This is a genomic window from Mycobacterium sp. NGS41 (assembly GCF_059812725.1).
In genome coordinates, this window is sequence record NZ_JCALDF010000025.1 from 1 (window position 1) to 18,793 (window position 18,793).

Annotated in this window: 14 protein-coding genes; 9 read left to right on the forward strand and 5 right to left on the reverse strand. The window is 68.2% G+C overall.

Going from position 1 to position 18,793, the window contains the following annotated elements:
- The 4 genes from AC5Y21_RS19575 to AC5Y21_RS19590 all read right to left on the reverse strand — a co-directional run.
- On the reverse strand, window positions 1-259 hold a 259-nt coding region (locus AC5Y21_RS19575; RefSeq protein WP_499914855.1), incomplete at its 3' end, for a WXG100 family type VII secretion target.
- Between the two features lie 50 nt (window positions 260-309).
- A complete protein-coding gene (locus AC5Y21_RS19580) occupies window positions 310-636 on the reverse strand; it encodes a WXG100 family type VII secretion target (protein ID WP_499914858.1) in 327 nt (108 codons plus the stop codon).
- A gap of 201 nt (window positions 637-837) precedes the next feature.
- Window positions 838-2,880: a serine/threonine-protein kinase gene (locus tag AC5Y21_RS19585; RefSeq protein ID WP_499914860.1), complete on the reverse strand. Its 2,043-nt coding sequence runs from the start codon at window positions 2,878-2,880 to the stop codon at window positions 838-840.
- Window positions 2,881-3,029: 149 nt separating this feature from the next.
- Window positions 3,030-3,539 carry a pullulanase gene (locus AC5Y21_RS19590; protein ID WP_499914863.1) on the reverse strand — a complete coding sequence of 170 codons (510 nt, stop codon included), beginning with the start codon at window positions 3,537-3,539 and terminating at the stop codon, window positions 3,030-3,032.
- A 111-nt stretch (window positions 3,540-3,650) separates the two neighbouring features.
- Between AC5Y21_RS19590 and AC5Y21_RS19595 the strand changes: the two genes are divergently transcribed.
- Both AC5Y21_RS19595 and AC5Y21_RS19600 read left to right on the forward strand, forming a co-directional pair.
- Complete coding sequence (locus AC5Y21_RS19595) at window positions 3,651-5,507, forward strand: serine/threonine-protein kinase PknH/PknJ (RefSeq protein WP_499914865.1); 1,857 nt, start codon at window positions 3,651-3,653, stop codon at window positions 5,505-5,507.
- 34 nt (window positions 5,508-5,541) lie between these two features.
- The gene (locus AC5Y21_RS19600; RefSeq protein WP_499914867.1) at window positions 5,542-7,287 is read left to right on the forward strand and encodes a serine/threonine-protein kinase PknH/PknJ; all 1,746 of its coding nucleotides are present in this window, start codon (window positions 5,542-5,544) and stop codon (window positions 7,285-7,287) included.
- A gap of 5 nt (window positions 7,288-7,292) precedes the next feature.
- Here AC5Y21_RS19600 and AC5Y21_RS19605 read toward each other — a convergent pair whose 3' ends face one another.
- Complete coding sequence (locus AC5Y21_RS19605) at window positions 7,293-8,753, reverse strand: CCA tRNA nucleotidyltransferase (protein WP_499914868.1); 1,461 nt, start codon at window positions 8,751-8,753, stop codon at window positions 7,293-7,295.
- A gap of 262 nt (window positions 8,754-9,015) precedes the next feature.
- Between AC5Y21_RS19605 and AC5Y21_RS19610 the strand changes: the two genes are divergently transcribed.
- The 7 genes from AC5Y21_RS19610 to trxA all read left to right on the forward strand — a co-directional run bounded on the left by AC5Y21_RS19610 (window position 9,016) and on the right by trxA (window position 18,733).
- Window positions 9,016-9,750, forward strand: a complete 735-nt coding sequence (locus AC5Y21_RS19610; RefSeq protein WP_499914869.1) for an NUDIX hydrolase — start codon at window positions 9,016-9,018, stop codon at window positions 9,748-9,750.
- Entirely contained in the window at window positions 9,747-12,152 is a 2,406-nt protein-coding gene (locus AC5Y21_RS19615; protein ID WP_499914870.1) for a hypothetical protein, read from the forward strand. Before AC5Y21_RS19610 ends, AC5Y21_RS19615 begins: the two co-directional genes overlap by 4 nt.
- A gap of 170 nt (window positions 12,153-12,322) precedes the next feature.
- Window positions 12,323-15,829: a lipid II flippase MurJ gene (locus AC5Y21_RS19620; protein ID WP_499914925.1), complete on the forward strand. Its 3,507-nt coding sequence runs from the start codon at window positions 12,323-12,325 to the stop codon at window positions 15,827-15,829.
- Between the two features lie 53 nt (window positions 15,830-15,882).
- Window positions 15,883-16,473: an RNA polymerase sigma factor SigM gene (sigM, locus tag AC5Y21_RS19625; RefSeq protein ID WP_499914871.1), complete on the forward strand. Its 591-nt coding sequence runs from the start codon at window positions 15,883-15,885 to the stop codon at window positions 16,471-16,473.
- A 55-nt stretch (window positions 16,474-16,528) separates the two neighbouring features.
- Window positions 16,529-17,230, forward strand: a complete 702-nt coding sequence (locus AC5Y21_RS19630) for an RsmA family anti-sigma factor (protein WP_499914872.1) — start codon at window positions 16,529-16,531, stop codon at window positions 17,228-17,230.
- A gap of 130 nt (window positions 17,231-17,360) precedes the next feature.
- Window positions 17,361-18,371, forward strand: a complete 1,011-nt coding sequence (gene trxB, locus AC5Y21_RS19635; RefSeq protein WP_499914873.1) for a thioredoxin-disulfide reductase — start codon at window positions 17,361-17,363, stop codon at window positions 18,369-18,371.
- 8 nt (window positions 18,372-18,379) lie between these two features.
- Window positions 18,380-18,733 carry a thioredoxin gene (gene trxA / locus AC5Y21_RS19640; RefSeq protein ID WP_499914926.1) on the forward strand — a complete coding sequence of 118 codons (354 nt, stop codon included), beginning with the start codon at window positions 18,380-18,382 and terminating at the stop codon, window positions 18,731-18,733.
- The last annotated feature ends 60 nt before the right edge of the window (window positions 18,734-18,793 follow it).

The window sequence follows — 18,793 nt, forward strand, 5'->3', positions numbered from 1 at the left end:
CGGTGACTTGGGCGCTTTCCATCGCGCCGTTCACCACCTGATGGTGCTGGGTGATGTGCTGGGCAAGGTTCTCCAGCCCGTCCAGCATCTGCCGCTGCGCGTCGAAGTAGGCCGTCGCGCCCTTACCCAAGAAATAGTCGGCCAGGGCCTGGGTCCGCTGAAGGATGTCTTGATGGATCTCCATCAGATGAGCTGCTCGCTGAGCCGTATCGGACGAGAAAGCGCCGATGGCCGCGTAGTTGTACGTGATCTCACTCATGTCCCTACTCCTTAAGGATGAAGTTCGTGAATCGGATTCCGGGGCTGGTCCTAGGTCGTTACTGCTCCGAACAGGCTCTGCATGCCGTGCGCGGCGTCGTCTTCGTGGTGCTCGAAGAGCACTGCGGTCTTGCCGAGGCCTTGAGCCAGCCGCTGACCGCCGGTGATGGTCTGCGTGAGGTCGTGGTGGATTTGAGCCGCTGTCGCCAGCGAGGCTGTGCTGGCCTGGCCGCTCCATGACGAGACGTTCACGACGTCCTCATGGCCGTGCAGGTACTCGTTTGCGATTGCTGTTGCGGTCTGCAGCGCGGACTCGACGTGCTGCTGAGTGGTCCGCAGCAATTCAGTAAACGCCTTCGTTGTACCGCCGTCTGCCATGTGTTTCTCCTCGATTTGCTAAGCGCCCGGGGCCGGGTTCTGCGTAAAAGTAAACCGGCCGGTGCAGGCTGTCACTTCACGCCCGCGCAGGCGGCTGTTAGTGGACACCAGGATGTACCACGTGTCAAACGGAACATCACGGGGGGTTAGCGGCCGGTGCGGGTCGGCGCAGCCGGGCGAAGCGGGTCGCCGCCATCAGCACTACTCGCCGGTGCGGGTGAAGCTCTCGTCGTAAGCCTGACTGTGGCATTTCGACCCGGGCGCCAGGTCGGCGTAACCGTGCCCGGCGAGTGACTGGATCGGGTTCTGGGCCGGTTGTGGAAGCGGCAACGAGGCGGTGCTCTTAGCGTGAGAAATGCCGCCCAATGAGCAATTGGAATCGAACTCCGTATTCCGGGTCCAGGCTCCGTTTTCAAAGACGAACACTTGGTCGGTGTCGTTCGTCGCATCGATAAAGGCGCTCACGCATCGATCGCCAGTGCGTAGGCAGTCGGTTCGGACGACTAAATGCTCGGGTGCCGGTACGTAACCGTTGGCATAGATGACCCCGCTGTCGTAGTGGCCGTGGAGTGCTTCTGCCGGCGACACCACGCGCCGCGGCAGGCTTGCTGGGTCGGGTAGCAGGGAGACGTCGGTGTCTCCGGTTCTGGTGAAGGTTACGGTCCGCTTGAGGAAACACCCGTTGGTCATCACTTGAGTGAATTCTCCCGACATAGTCCCGTCGGCCTGCGGTTGCACCGAAATCACGTTCCACGCCTCGTCGTTATCGCGGTTGTTGCACCGTTTTCGTGAACTGGTGACGGCGAGCCAGCCCTCACCGACTTTGTCGAAGACCACGTCCTTCCCGGGATACCGCCCGCCAGTGGACGCCGCGGCGACGCAGCTGGCGTCGTTGCATGCCGACCGCAGGCGCCACGTCTCCGAGAATGCCGCCACGTCACCGTCTTGCGAAGGGGCCCCATTCGACAAGGTCGCCGGGCCCAGGTCTGCGGTGAAGTTCCCGGTGAAGGGACCGGTGTTGCCAGGCGGGGTGCCACCAGGGCCCGCGTGTGGCTTCGCGCCATCGTCGCCGGACAAGGCGATCCCTACGACGACTGCCACGACGACCGCCGCCACCCCGACGCTCACCAGGGCAATGCCCCGGCCTTTGGGGGATGCCTTGGGGCCGGGTGGGGGCGGGCCGTAGAACATCGGTCGGTACTGGTTGGGACCGGCGGGTGACGGACCACTGAACTGCGGCGACATGGATGCCGGCTGCGGACCCGATGGGGGCGGGACAAATGGCACCTGCCGGTGCTGGGTGCGCTCAGTAGGTGATGGCCCGCTGACCGGCGACACGGGAGGGTTCGCGACGTATTGCGGTTGCCAATTCGGCTGGGTGTACGTGACCGGTCCTGGGGTGGCCGGGGCCGGTGGATCGGGTCGGGTCACCGGGACAGTGGCGGCGGCCGAAGCGGCTCGGGCCAGTTCGCGGGTAGTGGCGTATCGGTCGTCGGGGTTCTTGGCCATCCCCTTGGCGATAACGGCATCCAGCTGCGCGGGCGCGGGGCTCCGTTCGGACGGGCGCGGCGGCGGCATGCTGAGGTGTCCGCCCATTTGTTGTTCCAGGCTGTTTCCAGGGAAGGGTTGGCTGCCGGTCAGGCACTCGTACAGCACACAAGCCAGGGCGTAAATGTCGGCGCGCGCGTCGGTTTGGTCGCGGGTGATCCGTTCGGGGGCCAAGTATGCCCAGGTGCCGATGACATTGGCGGTGCCCGTCAGGCTGCTTTGGCCGGCGGCGCGGGCAATGCCGAAGTCGATCAGATAGGAGAAGTCGTCGTCGCAGACCAAGATGTTGGACGGCTTGACGTCTCGGTGCACCAGATTGACCTGGTGTGCAGCGTGCAGCGCCGAGGCGACTTGATCGATGATTCTTGCCGCGCGCACCGCGTCGAGCCGGCCTTCGCTGAGGATGCTCTGCAGGTCGCGGCCCTTGATCAACCTCATCGTCACGAAGAGCCGTCCGTCGATCTCGCCGAAGTCATAGATCGGCACCACATGCGGCTCGTCGAGCGCTGCGGCGGATTTGGCCTCCCGACGGAAACGTTCCTGGAATAGGGCGTCGTCAGCGAACTCGGTAGGCAGCACCTTCAAGGCAACGACCCGCTCGGTGACCGTGTCGAACGCCCGCCACACCTCGCCCATACCGCCGCGACCAAGCAGATCCAGCAATCGGTAGCGCCCGAACGGCGTCCCGCCTTCCAAGGCCGCCTCCCTACCATTGGTCAGCAACTCTTAGCCGGAACGATAAACCCCCAAGCGGCATCCCACTATAGAAACCGCTGGTGAGAAACGTGCTGTAGCCAATTGGGGCCTGCCGCCAACCTCCTTTCCTCCATCTGCCGATGCGGCGCTTACAGGTTGCTGGCGCCGTCGGCGAGGCCGTCGCCGTTGCTGTCAGTCAGCCGGACGTTCCAGCGGCCGTCGCCGTCGGTGTCGACGTAACCGGTCACGCCGTTTTCGCCGGCGCACAGCACCCGGTCGGCCACACCATCACCGTCGGCGTCGATTAGCCGGGCGTCGAGTTGGCCCGTGCCGTCGAAGTCGACCAGCGGACCACCGGTGTGTTCGGCGCCGTCGAGCCCGAACCAGCGCAGTTGGCCACTCCGGTCCACCGCCACCGACCACGTCCCGGACCCGTCATCGGTGAAGTAACTTTCCGGGATGCCGTCGTTGTCGAGGTCGACGACCGCGTGATCAGCCACACCGTCACCGTCGAAATCCGCCAGCGCGTCATCGTGCCTGCCGTCACCGTCGACATCCAGACCGATCGCGTCGAGGCGGCCGTCGTCGTCGAGGTCGAGATCGAACGGACGATTCCAGATGGACGCGGTGCCGTCGTCACCGCCGATGCAGTACTCCATGTGTTCTTAGATGGTGCGCGGCGCCCGGGGGTTCCCCGCGCGACGACCGCGGCGTGCTGGTCTACTTGGTGCCAATGAAGTTTCGGATCAGAATTGAGCATCGCACCGGAAATGAGCCCCACCGACGGGCCAATGGCCGGCTTCGGAACTAGGCCCGGGTCGCGGCCGGGCGCCGGGATGTTGAGTGTGGGCTCGGTGTTTGCCGACTATCGAGTTGAGCGGATGCTCGGCGCCGGCGGGATGGGCACGGTGTATCTGGTCCGTGACCCGGACCTGCCCCGCAACAATGCGTTGAAAGTGCTCGGCCCGGAGTTGTCGCGCGATGACGACTTCCGGGCGCGCTTTGTCCGAGAGGCCGATGTGGCCGCCGCACTGAATCACCCCAACATCGTGGCGGTCTACCGGCGCGGTGAGTTCGACAGCCAGTTGTGGATCGCGATGCAGTTCGTCGACGGCTGTGACGCCGACGCGGCGTTGCGGGCGGGAACGATGAACCCGGTGCGCGCAGTGCACATCATCGGACACGTCGCCAAGGCGCTCGATTACGCCCATGAGCTCGGTGTGGTGCACCGCGATGTCAAGCCGGCGAACTTCCTACTGTCCGGCCCGATCGGGCCCGACGAGCGAGTCATGCTGGGCGACTTCGGGATCGCGCGCGCACTCGGCGATGCAGGACTGACCGCCACCGGCTCGTTCGTGGCGACCATGTCCTACGCCGCCCCGGAGGTGCTGGCCGGACAACGCTTCGATCACCGGGCCGACATCTATTCGTTGGGCTGCAGCCTTTTTCGGTTGCTGACGGGTCAGGCGCCGTTCGCGGGCGTAGACGGGCCGGCCGCGGTGATAGCGGCCCACCTGCAGACGCCGCCGCCGAAAGTCAGCGACCGGGTGCCGGGACTACCAGCGCGGATGGACGACGTCATCGCGACCGCGATGGCCAAAGACCCCGCGTCCCGCTTCGGTTCGGCCCGCGAGCTGGCCGCGGCGGCCGCCGACGCACTCGGCGACGCCGCGGTGTCGACGACAGCCGTCTGGCATTCCGGTCCGATGTCGCCGGTCGGGGCGCCGCCGAGCCCGTCGGTCCAGGCGCCTCCTCCCACGGTCGCCGCGACCGCGCCGCAGGGCTATTACCCGCCGCCGGTTCAGCCAGCGCAACCACCGGCCTATCCCCCGCCGGGCTACGGATTTCCGCCCGGCTACTACCCGCGGGGCGTGTATCCGCCCCCACCCAGGCGGCGTCGGGGCCGGCGGATCGCCGCGGCAGCCGCGGTCCTCGCCGTCGTCGCCGCGGCCGCGATCACGGCCGTGGTCCTGAACAGACCCGCTAATCCGCAACACCCGACTGCAGCCCCACCACCGTCGAGTAGCCAGCCGGCGCCGTCGACCAGCGCCGCGCCGGCGGGCCCGGTACCCGTGACCGGGTTGGCACGGCTGCTGCTGTCCCCGGACCAGATCAGTGCAATCATGGCCATCCCCGATATGCAGTTGACCAATGCGGTGGACTACCTGTTGCCCGATCCCGTCAAGATCAGTGACCCCGATTGCGCGGCCGCCTGGCTGCCGGGATTCGACCGGGCGTTCCGCGTCGGCAAGCCCATGGGAGTGCGATCGCAGCTGTTTTCCAAGGACGCCGCCACGGCCATCCAGACGGTCATGGCTTTCCCCACTACGGACCTTGCGCAGAAGGCCCTCGCCGACCAGGTGCCGCAGTTCGCGGCGTGCGCGGGCCGAACCATCACCGATCAGGTGGACCCCAACCAGCCGATGCGCTGGGTCTTCGGTCCGATGACCAATACCGGCGGCACGTTGTCCATCACACATGTCCCCGAAACCCAGCGCTACATGATGTGCCAGCGCGCGCTGACTGCCCGCAACAACGTCGTCGTCGACGTCATGGGCTGCCGCATCAACACCACCGCGCCGGGCGTCGGCATCCTGAATGCCATCGCCGCCAGGGTGCCTAAGTGAGAACACGCGGGTATGGCATTGGACGGCTGCCGAAATGTTAAGTACAGGTTCGGTTTTCGCCGGTTACAGAATCGAGCGTGTGCTGGGTGCCGGCGGTATGGGCACTGTATATCTGGTGCGCAACCCTGAGCTGTCACGCAGCGACGCGCTCAAGGTGCTCAGCCCAGAACTGTCGCGAGACAACGACTTTCGGGCACGGTTCGTCCGGGAGGCCGACGTTGCGGCGGCCCTGGATCACCCCAACATCGTGTTGGTGTACCGGCGCGGCGAATTCGAGGGACAGTTGTGGATCGCCATGCGCTTCGTCGACGGCAGCGACGCCGACGCCGCGTTGCGGGCGGGAACGATGACCCCCGCCCGCGCGGTGCACATCATCGGCGAGGTCGGCAAGGCGCTCGACTACGCCCACCAGCGCGGGGTGGTGCACCGCGATGTCAAGCCGGCCAACTTCATGCTGTCCGGGCCCGTCGGGCCCGACGAGCGGGTGCTGCTGGGCGACTTCGGAATCGCACGCGCACTCGGTGACGTGGGGCTGACGGCAACCGGTTCGTTCGTGGCGACCGTGTCCTATGCCGCCCCCGAAGTGCTCGCCGGGCAGCCCTTCGACCACCGGGCCGACCTTTACTCGTTGGGCTGCACACTGTTTCGGCTGCTGACCGGGGAGCCGCCGTTCCCGGCGGGCAACGGCGGGCCGGGTGCGGTGGTCGCCGCTCACCTCGCGGCGCCACCGCCCAGGGTCACCCAGCGGACCACCGGGTTGTCGGCGCGCATGGACGACGTCATCGCCAGAGCCTTGGCGAAGGACCCCGCGCATCGGTTCGCCAGTTCGCGTGACCTGGCCGTGGCCGCGGCCGATGCCCTCAGCGACGCCACCGTGCCGACGACGGCTTTGTGGCAACCCGTACCTAGCGCTCGGGTCAGCCCGTATCTCCCGCCGACCACGCCCAGTGGTGCGCAGCCGGTCCCGCCCTTCGGCGGTCCCCCCGGGGGGGTCGGCGCACCCCCGCCACCGGGCATCTATCCGCCGCAAGGATTTATTCCGCCCGCGCCGCGCAAGCGCCGGCGGGGCCGGCGCATCGCCACAATACTGGCAGTCCTCGCGGTCGCCGCCGGCACGGGCGTTGCCGTCGTGTATTGGACCGGCCATTCGCATCCACGGAAGCCGGCGCCGTCGACTACCGCCAATCCATCGGCCGGAGCGGTGCCCCCCTCGGCGATACCGCAGCTGTTGCTGCCGCACGACCAGGTCGCGGCCATCATGGGTGTCACCGACGTCACGCTGGAAAAGTCGATCAATACCCTGAGTCGCACCCCGGGGGACTTCGCCCAGCCCGACTGCCTGGGTGCCTGGCAACCCGGTCTGGCCATCTCATACGCGGGCACCACACCGACCGGCTCAACCATCCAGGTGCTGAACAATCTCGACAACGAACTCGTCTCCGTCATCCAGGCGATCGTGACCCTGCCGGACGCGAACACCGCCCACAAGTTCGTCACCGACCAGGCCACCCAATGGGCTGGCTGCGCCGGCAAGACGATCACCGAAAACCCCAACCCCGGGGGCGCGACGGAAGCGACTCATTGGACGTTCGGCATTCTGAACAACGCCGGCGGCACCGTGTCGTTGACGCACTTCGCGCAGGAACACCAGATGGCGGTCTGCCAGCATGCGCTGACCGCGCGCAGCAATGTCGTCATCGACGTATTGGCCTGCCAAGTCGGGCTCGACAATCAGGGCGTCGAAATTCTCAATGCCATCGCCGCGAAGGTTCCCCGCTAACGGCGTCAGCGCACATCACCCCGCGATTTCCACCAGGCCAACAGCTCCGCGGTCGCTTCCTCGTTGGTCAGCGGCCCTCGGTCCAGCCGCAACTCTTTGAGATAGCGCCACGCTTCGCCGACTTGCGGGCCCGCCGGGATGCCCAGCAGCTCCATGATCTGGTTGCCGTCCAGATCGGGCCGCACCCGGGCCAGATCCTCCTTGGCGGCAAGCTCGGCGATGCGGGCCTCCAACCGGTCATAGGCGGCCTGCAGCCGTGCGGCCCGACGTTTGTTGCGGGTAGTGCAGTCGGCACGCACCAGCTTGTGCAGCCGCGGCAGCAGTGGCCCCGCGTCGGTCACGTAGCGGCGCACCGCCGAGTCGGTCCACTTCCCGTCGCCGTACCCGTGGAACCGCAGATGCAGATAGACCAGCTGCGATACCTCGTCGACCATCTGCTTGGAGTACTTCAGCGCCCGCATCCGTTTGCGGGCCATCTTGGCTCCGACCACCTCGTGGTGGTGGAAGCTCACGCCGCCGTCCGGCTCATGCCGCCGGGTAGCCGGTTTGCCGATGTCGTGCAGCAGCGCGGCCCAACGCAGCACCAGGTCCGGGCCGCCTTCCGGGGGTGGGCCTTCCAGCCCGATCGCTTGGCGCAGCACGGTCAACGAATGCTGATAGACGTCCTTGTGCTGGTGGTGTTCGTCGATGGCCATCCGCATGCCGCCGATCTCGGGAAGCACCACCTCACCCATGCCGGTCTGCACCAGCAGGTCGATACCGGCCACCGGGTCGTCGCCCAGCAGCAGCTTGTCCAGCTCGGCGGCTACCCGTTCGGCACTGATGCGGGCCAGTTGCGGGGCCATTTCTTCGATCGCCGCCAGCACCCGCGGCGCGACGGTGAAGCCCAGTTGGGAGACGAACCGCGCGGCGCGCAGCATCCGCAGCGGGTCGTCGCCGAAGGACACCGAGGGCGCCGCGGGGGTGTCCAACACCCGGGCCCGCAGCGCGGCCAAACCGCCCAGCGGATCGAGGAACTCACCCGGCCCGCTGCCCGTGACCCGCACGGCCATCGCGTTGGCCGTGAAATCGCGGCGCACCAAGTCGTCTTCCAGGCGATCGCCGAAACGGACCTCCGGATTGCGCGACACCTGGTCGTACTGATCGGCCCGAAACGTGGTGATCTCCAGGCGGTAGTCATCCTTGCCGACACCGACCGTGCCGTATGCGATCCCGGTGTCCCACAGCGCATCGGCCCACCCTCGGACGGCTTCTTGCACCTGCTCGGGACGCGCGTCGGTGGTGAAGTCCAGGTCCGGAGAGTTCAACCTGCCCAACAAGGCGTCGCGGACCGAACCGCCGACCAGAAACAGCTCGTGTCCCGCAGCGTCGAACGCCGAACCCAGCTCGCGCAGCACGGAGGAATGCTGATTCAGCGCGACCGCGGCTTTGGTCAGCAGTTCGGCATCCTGGACGGCTTCGGGCACGTTCGATCAGCGTAGTCGGGCGCCGACGCAGGCCGGGATGGGCCGCTGAGGAGAGCGACGGATTTCGCCAGACTGCGCCATCGGCACCGCTATCGCGTCGTCCTCAGAAACCGATATCGCATGCGCTACTGCTTTCGAAAACAGGTTGGCACTCCCACGGCGGGGCTGAAGTGGCGCATGGGACTGGGCTCTCCGTCCGTCGCACAGCCGCACCCGGCGAGTATGTCCGGAAGACTAGCCCGTGCCAGCTACTATCGCTTGAGTGTCGGACGGCGAACAGGCGAAACCACGTCGGCGCCGGGGCCGGCGCCGCGGTCGTGGCGCTGCAGGTTCCGCCCAGAAAAACGTGGAAAACCAGCCGACCGGTGATGCAGCGACAACGAAGCCACGGAGGTCTCGTTCATCGCGCCGCGCGCCGGAGCGGCTGCGCACTGTGCACGAAACATCCGCCGGCGGACTCGTCATCGACGGCATCGAAGGACCCCGCGAATCACAAGTAGCAGCCCTCATCGGCCGCATCGACCGGCGCGGTCGGATGCTGTGGTCGCTGCCCAAGGGCCACATCGAGATGGGCGAGACCGCCGAGCAGACCGCCATCCGTGAGGTCGCCGAGGAGACCGGAATCCGCGGCAGCGTGCTTGCCGCTCTGGGCCGCATCGACTACTGGTTCGTCACCGACGGCCGTCGAGTGCACAAGACCGTGCACCACTATTTAATGAAGTTCTCCGGCGGCGAGCTGTGCGACGAGGACCTCGAGGTCGCCGAAGTGGCCTGGGTGCCGATACGCGAGCTGCCGTCGCGGCTGGCCTACGCCGACGAACGCCGCCTGGCCGAGGTGGCCGACGAGCTGATCGACAAGCTGCAGAACGACGGCCCGGCCGCGCTTCCGCCACTCCCCCCCAGCTCACCTCGACGACGGCCACAGACGCATTCACGAACCCGCCATTCCGACGAACGCACAGCGGGCCCGAGGAACGGCCGCGAGCCGGGGCCGTGACTGCGCCGCGAACCTGGTGGGCCGGCTTGCCGCGCCTCGCCGCGGTCATCGGCATAGTTGCCGGTCTTGCGATGGTGTGCACCGGGCCGTCCTCCGCGCCGCGCGCGGCCGCGGGCGAACCCAGCGCGACGCCGTTCATCCACGTCCGCATCGATCAGGTGACCCCCGACGTGGTCACCACCACGAGCGATCCCCTCGTCACCGTCACCGGAATCGTCACCAATGTCGGTGACCGCCCGGTCCACGAGGTCATGGTCCGGCTGGAGCACGCGGCGGCGGTCGCGTCGTCAGCCGGGCTGCGTACCTCCCTCGACGGCGGCACCGACCAGTACCAGCCGGCCGGGGATTTCGTCACGATCGCCCCCGACTTGCGGCGCGGCCAAGAGGCCGGCTTCACGCTCACCGCGCCGCTGCGCTCGCTGACCAAGCCGTCGTTGGACATCGACCAGCCCGGCGTCTTCCCACTGCTGGTCAACGCCAATGGGACACCCGACTACGGCGCGCCGGCCCGGCTCGACAATGCCCGATTCCTGCTGCCGGTGGTCGGCGTTCCTCCGGACAAGGCCGACGACCTAAGCGGCGTCGTCGCACCCGACACCTCCAAACCGGTGTGGGTCACCATGCTGTGGCCGCTGGCCGACCGCCCCCGGCTGGCACCCGGCGCGCCCGGCGGCACCGTGCCGGTCCGCCTCGTCGACGACGACTTGGCCACCTCCCTGGCCACCGGCGGCCGACTCGACATTCTGCTGTCCGCGGCCGAGGCGGCCACCAACCGCGACGTCGACCCCGACGGCGCGGTCGGGCGAGCGCTGTGCCTGGCCGTCGACCCCGATCTGTTGGTCACAGTCAACGCGATGACCGGCGGCTACGTCGTGGCCAAATCGGCCGGCAACGCCGCCCCACAACCGGGCACCCATCCCGGCACCGGTCAGGCCGCCGCGACCAGTTGGCTGAACCGGCTACGCGCGCTGGCACACCGCACCTGCGTGACGCCGCTGCCGTATGCGCAAGCCGACCTGGATGCCCTGCAGCGCGTCAACGACCGCGGGCTGAGCGCGATCGCTACGCGCAGCACCGGCGACATCGTCGACCGCATCCTCGACGTCACCTCCACCCGCGGGGCCACCGTGGTCCCCGACGGGCCGTTGACCCGGCGCGCGGTCGACCTGCTCAACGCCAACGACAGCACGGTCGCAATCGCGGCGGCGGACTTCTCCGCCCAAGACGCCGGACGCGGCTCGCACGCGGCCGACACCGTACCCCGGCGGTTGTCGTCGCAGGTGGTGGTCGCGCCGTTCGACCCGGCCGTCGGCGCCGCACTGGCCGGAGCGGGCAACAGCCCCATCGCACCTACTTATTTGGACTCATCGTTGTCGGTGCGGCTCACGCATGATTCGGCGACCGCGCGCCGCCAGGACGCGCTGGGCTCCATCTTCTGGCGCAGCCTGGACCGCGCCGCGGCGCCACGCACCCAGCTGCTGGTGCCGCCGGCGTCGTGGAACCTGCAGGGCGACGACGCGCAGCTCATTCTGACCGCACTGACCACCACCATCCACTCCGGCCTGGCGGTGGCGCGACCGCTCACCGCGGTAATCGCCGACGCCGCAGCCCAAATCGGCATCGGCTCAACCGAACCTCCCGCCAACGCTTCGCCGCGCGGACGGTTCAGCGACGACGTCACCGCCCAGATCGCCGGCCAGGTTGGCAGGCTGTGGGGGCTGACCTCGGCGTTGATGACGGACGAGCGCACGGGCCTGACCGGCGTCCAGTACACCGCACCGCTGCGCGAGGACATGCTGCGCGCGCTAAGTCAGTCCGAGTCGCCCGACACCCGCAATGGGATGGCCCAGCAGCGGCTGGCGGTCGTCGGCAACACGATCAACGACCTCTTCGGTGCGGTGACGATCGTCAACCCAGGCGGCTCCTACACACTGGCCACCGAGCACAGCCCCCTTCCGCTGGCACTGCACAACAACCTGGCCGTGCCCATCCGGGTGCGACTGCAGGTCGACACGCCGCCGGGGATGAGCGTCACCGACGTCGGCCAGATCGAACTGCCGCCCGGCTACCTGCCGCTGCGAGTGCCGATCGAGGTGCGCTTCACCCAGCGGGTGGCCATCGACGTGTCACTGCATACGCCCGACGGCATGCGGCTGGGCGAGCCGGTGCGGTTTTCGGTGCATTCCAACGCCTATGGCAAGGTGCTGTTCGCGATCACGCTGACCGCGGCGGCAGTGCTGGTGACGCTGGCCGGACGGCGGCTGTGGCATCGCTTCCGTGGTCAGCCCGACCGCGCCGACCTGGACCGTCCCGATCCGCCGGGCCATCACGGGGACGACGAGCTGACACGCCGGACCGAGCGCCAGGCCGGTGATCGGGTCGATGAAGAGCACCGGGTATGAAACCCGCCCCCCGGCCCCAGCGACCATCGCACCGACAGCGACCACCTCATCGCAGCCCCTCACGTAGGGCGCCCGCCAAGGTCGCAACTCCGCCGCCCTTGCCCGCACCGGAGCCGGCCGCGCGGCGCCCCGAACTGTCCGACGCTGCGCTGGTATCGCGGTCGTGGGGAATGGCATTCGCGACGTTGATCAGCCGGATCACCGGCTTTGCCCGCATCGTGCTGCTCGCCGCGATCCTGGGCGCCGCGCTGTCCAGCGCCTTCTCGGTGGCCAACCAGCTCCCGAACCTGGTCGCCGCGCTGGTACTGGAGGCGACGTTCACCGCGATCTTCGTTCCGGTGCTGGCCCGCGCCGAGCAAGGCGACCCCGACGGCGGCGCGGCGTTCGTGCGGCGGCTCGTCACGCTGACGACCACACTCCTGTTAATCGCCACCGTGCTGTCGGTGCTGGCCGCGCCGCTGCTGGTGCGGCTGATGCTGGGGCGCGACCCACAGGTCAACCAGCCGCTGACCACAGCGTTCGCCTACCTGGTGCTGCCCCAGGTCCTCGCCTACGGCCTCACCTCGGTGTTCATGGCAATTCTGAACACCCGCAACGTGTTTGGGCCGCCGGCGTGGGCGCCGGTGGTCAACAACGTGGTAGCGATCGCCAGCCTGGTGGTGTACCTGCTGGTGCCCGGCGAACTGTCCGTCGACCCGGTCCGAATGGGCAACACCAAGCTGCTGGTGCTCGCCGTCGGCAGCAGCCTGGGGGTGTTCGCGCAGGCCGGGGTGTTGCTGGTGGCGATCGGCCGCCAGCACATCAGCCTGCGGCCGCTGTGGGGAATCGACGAGCGGCTCAAGCGTTTTGGGGCGATGGCCGCCGCGATGGTGCTCTATGTGCTGATCAGTCAGCTGGGCCTGGTGATCGGCAACCAGATCGCCAGCACCGCGGCGGCCTCCGGGCCGGCGATCTACAACTACACCTGGCTGGTGTTGATGCTGCCGTTCGGCATGATCGGGGTCACCGTGCTGACCGTGGTGATGCCGCGGCTGAGCCGCAACGCCGCCGCCGACGACACCCCGGCCGTCCTCGCCGACTTCTCACTGGCCGCCCGCCTGACCCTGATCACGCTGATTCCCATCGTGGCGTTCATGACCGTCGGCGGGCCGGCGATGGGCAGCGCCTTGTTCGCATATGGCCATTTCGGCGGCGTGGACGCCGGTTACCTGGGCGCGGCGATCTCGCTGTCCGCGTTCACGTTGATCCCTTACGGACTGGTGTTGCTCGAGCTGCGGGTGTTCTACGCCCGCGAGCAGCCCTGGACGCCGATCGTGATCATCCTCGTCATCACCAGCGTCAAGATCGCGGGCTCGGTGCTCGCGCCGCACGTCACCAGCGACCCCAAGCTGGTCGCCGGCTACCTGGGACTGGCCAACGGCCTGGGGTTCCTGGCCGGTGCGATCCTCGGCTACTACCTGCTGCGACGTTCCCTGCTGCCACGCGGCGGCCACCTTGTCGGCGCCACGGAGGCGCGGACCATCCTGGTGACGACGGCTGCGTCGTTGCTCGCCGGCCTGCTCGCCCATGTGGCCGACCGGCTGCTGCGGCTGGGCGAGCTGACGGCTCACTTCGGCGGCGCGGGGTCGTTGTTGCGGCTGTTGGCGCTGGCCACGATCATGCTGCCGATCATGGCCGCGGTGATGCTGGGCGGGCAGGTTCCGGAGGCGCGCGCGGCGCTGGGCGCCGTACGGGGGCGGATACGCCGAGCCGCACCACCCCGAAAAGCCCCGGCAGCGGTGAAATCGTCTCGCGGCGGCCCGGTCACGTACCCTGAGCAGAGGAATTCGACCCCGCCGGGGGCAAATGCGGTCCAGGAGCTCATCCGGCGCAGACCTCCCGAGCGGGTCGCCAAACCCGGGATAGCGAAAGGACCGGAGGTGAGCGACCACCCATTGGAGAGCACCGAGTCCGCTTTCGCATCCGACTCCGCGAACGCCCACGAACTGCCGCGACCGGTCGCCGACGACTTCCAGCCCGACATTCCCGACACCCGTGACGACGCCGAGCCCGGTTCGGGCCCTATGTCGGCGCCACGCCCGTCCGACCAGCCGAACGGCGATCTCTCAGCCGATCGCACGCGTTCGGCGCTGTCATTCGACGCTCCCCGCGAGCGCGGCCCCGAATCGTCGGTGTCCCCCGACGATCTCCACCTGGTTCCCGGCGCACGCATCTCCGGCGGCCGCTACCGACTGCTGGTCTTCCACGGCGGAGCACCGCCCTTGCAGTTCTGGCAGGCGTTGGACACCGCCCTGGACCGGCAGGTGGCGCTGACCTTCGTCGATCCGGACGGGGCACTGCCCCCCGAGGTGCTGCAGGAGATCCTGGCCCGCACGCTGCGGCTCAGCCGGATCGATACCCCCGGGGTCGCCCGGGTGCTCGACGTCGTCCACACCGGCGCCGGTGGCCTGGTGGTCTCGGAGTGGATTCGCGGCGGTTCGCTGCAGGAGGTCGCCGACACCGCTCCGTCACCTGTCGGCGCCGTACGGGCGATGCAGTCGCTGGCCGCGGCCGCCGCGGCGGCCCACCGCGCCGGCGTCGCGCTGTCGATCGACCACCCCACCCGGGTGCGGGTCAGCATCGAAGGCGACGTCGTGCTGGCATACCCGGCGACCATGCCAGACGCCAGCCCGCAGAACGACATCCGCGGAATCGGCGCGGCGCTGTATGCCCTGCTGGTCAACAGGTGGCCGCTGCGGGAGTCCGGGGTGCGCAGCGGGTTGGCACCGGCCAAGCGGGATGCCTCGGGCAACCCGCTCGAGCCGACTGTCATCGAACCCAATATCCCGTTCCAGATTTCGGCGGTGGCCGTCCGGTCGGTTCAAGAAGACGGCGGGATCCGCAGCGCGTCAACGCTTTTGAACTTACTGCAGCAGGCGACCGCGGTGGCCGACCGCACCGAGGTGCTCGGTCCGATCGAGGATTCCGGCCCGATCGACGAGCCGCCGGCCACCGTGACGCGGCGCGCGCCGACGGTTCGCGACGCCGGGCTGTTGGGTAATCGGCGCCGCAACCTGCTGATCGGTGTCGGCGCCGGCCTGACCATCATCGTGGTGGCTCTGCTGGTGCTGGCGTCGGTGGTAAGCAAGATCTTCGGCAACGTCGGCGGCTTCAACAAGGACGAGCTCGGCCTGAACACGCAGACCTCGTCGACCGCATCGGCTTCGGCCAGCAACGCGCCTGCCGGCAGCGTCGTCAAACCCACCAAAGCCACCGTCTTCTCCCCCGGCGGCGAAGCCGACTCCCCGGGCGCGGCCGGCAACGCGATCGACGGCAACTCGAGCACGTCCTGGGAAACCGACGTCTACAGCGACCCGGTCCCCTTCCCCGGCTTCAAGAACGGCGTCGGGCTGATATTGCAGCTGCCGAAGCCGACGGTCGTCGGAGCGGTCACCATCGACGTCGCCAGCACCGGCACCAAGGTCGAGATCCGCTCCGCCAACTCACCGAATCCGTCAAAGCTTGAGGACACCACCTTGCTGACGTCGGCCACGGCGCTCAAGCCAGGCCGCAACACCATCTCCGTCAAGTCCTCCTCCCCAACCTCCAACCTGCTGGTGTGGATCTCCACGCTGGGCACCATGAACGGCAAGAGCCAGGCCAGCATCTCCGAAATCACGGTGCAAGCCGCGTCCTAACAGGGTTTCGGGTGAAGTGCCGCCCGATACCCGTTTGGCTACTGTCCCGGCTCGTGGGCTTCGGGCGAAACATCAAGCGGGACCGCACCGATGGCGAATTGCTGGCCGCCCACGTCGCCGGCGACCGCTACGCCTTCGACGAGTTGTTCCACCGCCATAGACGGCAGCTGCACCGGCTCGCCCGCCTGACCAGCCGCTCCCCCGAAGACGCCGAAGACGCGCTGCAGGACGCCATGCTTTCCGCCCATCGCGGCGCGGGTTCGTTCCGGAATGACGCCGCCGTGCGCAGTTGGCTGCACCGCATCGTGGTCAACGCCAGCCTGGACCGGCTGCGGCGCGCCAAAGCCCACCCGACCAGTCCGTTGCAGGACGTCCATCCGGTAGCCGATCGCACGGCGCAGGTCGAGACGGCAATTGTTGTGCATCGGGCCCTGATGCGGCTCCCGGTCGAGCAGCGCGCAGCGGTGGTGGCCGTCGATATGGAGGGCTATTCGATCGCCGACACCGCCCGGCTGCTGGGCGTCGCCGAGGGCACCGTCAAGAGCCGATGCGCCCGCGGCCGCGCCCGGCTCGCGGGGCTGCTCGGCTACCTCAACACCGGCGTCAGCGCCACGCCGGACCGCTCGCCGGGACCCTGCCAGTGATGGGGGCGCCCCCTGTGCATGGCCATCGAACTGTGCATGACGGACACTGGGGCGGATGGGTGAACCCGATAACGATCCGGCGGAGCACGGCACAGGCGACCCGGACCCGCCGCTGACCGTTGATCTGCTCGCCGACCTGCAGGCCGGGCTGCTGGACGACGAAGCCGCCGCTCGGGTGCGCAGACGGGTCCGAGCGGATCCGGAGGCCGAAGGCATCTTGCGGGCCTTGAACCGGGTGCGTACCGACCTCGGCGCCGCAGGCACCGACTCCGGTGCCAGTCATTTCGCCCGTCCCCCAATCCGTCCGGGCCGCCTGGTCGCGGGCATCGCCGGTTTGTGCGCGCTGGCCGCCGCGATCGGTGTGGGTACATCGGCGCTGCTGAACGCGCCCTCGCCAATGGCGAGCTCGCCGGCCACCGCCGAGCACCTCACCGTGCCAGGGTCAGCCGCGGGCCCAACGGCCGCGATCCCGCTGTCGCAGCCGCAGATCCTCGAGCTGCTCAGTCGGAGCCCCGACTACGGCACGCACGGCGCTCTCGAGGACCCGTCGAAACGTGCGTCATGCCTGCGCGGCCTGGGCTATCCGCCGACCACCTCGGTCCTGGGCGCACGGCCCGTCGAGGTGAACGCGCGTCCCGCGGTGCTGCTGGTGCTGCCCGGCGACACGCCCCAGGACCTGGCCGTCTTTGCGGTGGCCCTGAACTGCAGCGCTGTTGACACCGGCCTGATGGCCAGCACCCAGATTCCCCGATCGTAGGGGCTCGGGGCGCCGTTCAGGGCGTGGTGCGAACTGCTCGGGAACAGCCACGCCTACGCTGGCGTTCATAGGCTTAGCTCTTGGGAGCTCTTGAGAGCTCTTGTCAGCTCTGGTACCCCGAAAGGCTCGCATGACCGCATCTGCAGATGACACTGTCCACGAAGTAATCGTTATCGGTTCGGGCCCCGCCGGATACACCGCGGCTCTCTACGCCGCGCGCGCCCAGCTGGCGCCGCTGGTTTTCGAAGGCACCTCGTTCGGTGGCGCGCTGATGACCACCACCGACGTGGAGAACTATCCCGGCTTCCGCGACGGCATCACCGGCCCGGAGCTGATGGACGAGATGCGCGAGCAGGCGATGCGGTTCGGCGCGGACCTGCGGATGGAAGACGTGGAGTCGGTGTCGCTGGACGGACCGGTCAAGTCCGTCGTCACCGCCGAGGGGGAAACCCATCGCGCCCGCGCCGTGATCCTGGCCATGGGCGCCGCGGCGCGCTACCTGCACGTGCCCGGCGAGCAGGAGCTGCTGGGCCGGGGCGTGAGCTCGTGTGCCACCTGCGACGGGTTCTTCTTCCGCGACCAGGACATCGCCGTCATCGGCGGCGGTGACTCGGCAATGGAGGAGGCGACCTTCTTGACCCGCTTCGCCCGCAGCGTCACCCTGGTGCACCGCCGCGACGAGTTCCGGGCCTCCAAGATCATGCTCAATCGCGCCCGCAGCAACGACAAGATCAAGTTCCTCACCCACCACACCGTGGTCGCCGTCGAAGGCGACACGACGGTGACCGGACTGCGGGTGCGCGACACGATCAGCGGCAAAGAAACCACGCTGCCGGTGACCGGGGTGTTCGTCGCGATCGGCCACGAGCCACGTTCGGAATTGGTGCGCGATGCCGTCGACGTCGACCCGGACGGTTACGTACTGGCGAAAGGGCGCACCACGAGCACCTCGCTGGAGGGCGTGTTCGCGGCCGGAGACCTGGTGGACCGCACCTACCGGCAGGCGGTCACCGCGGCGGGCAGTGGCTGTGCTGCGGCCATCGACGCCGAGCGTTGGCTGGCCGAGCACGCAGATTCGGCCGCCGGCGGCGAAACGGCCGGAACCGCTGACACTACCGATTTGATTGGAGCACAACGATGAGCGACAAGATCACCGACACCGAAAAGGCCGCTGCCACAGTCGAAGTGTCCGATGCATCTTTCTCGACGGATGTGTTGTCCAGCAATAAGCCTGTGCTGGTTGACTTTTGGGCAACCTGGTGTGGACCGTGCAAAATGGTGGCGCCGGTGCTCGAGGAAATCGGGACCGAGCACGCAGATCAGCTCACTGTCGCCAAGCTCGACGTGGACGCCAACCCGGAAACGGCTCGCGATTTTCAGGTTGTCTCCATCCCCACGCTGATCCTGTTCAAGGACGGCCAGCCGGTGAAACGGATCGTCGGCGCCAAGGGTAAGGGAGCGCTGCTGCGCGAGCTTTCCGAGGCGGTTCCCGGGCTCTCGTAGCGGCGATCGCGAGCGCGGCGGCGCCGGGCGCTGGGGGTACCCCCGCGAAGCTGGGGGACG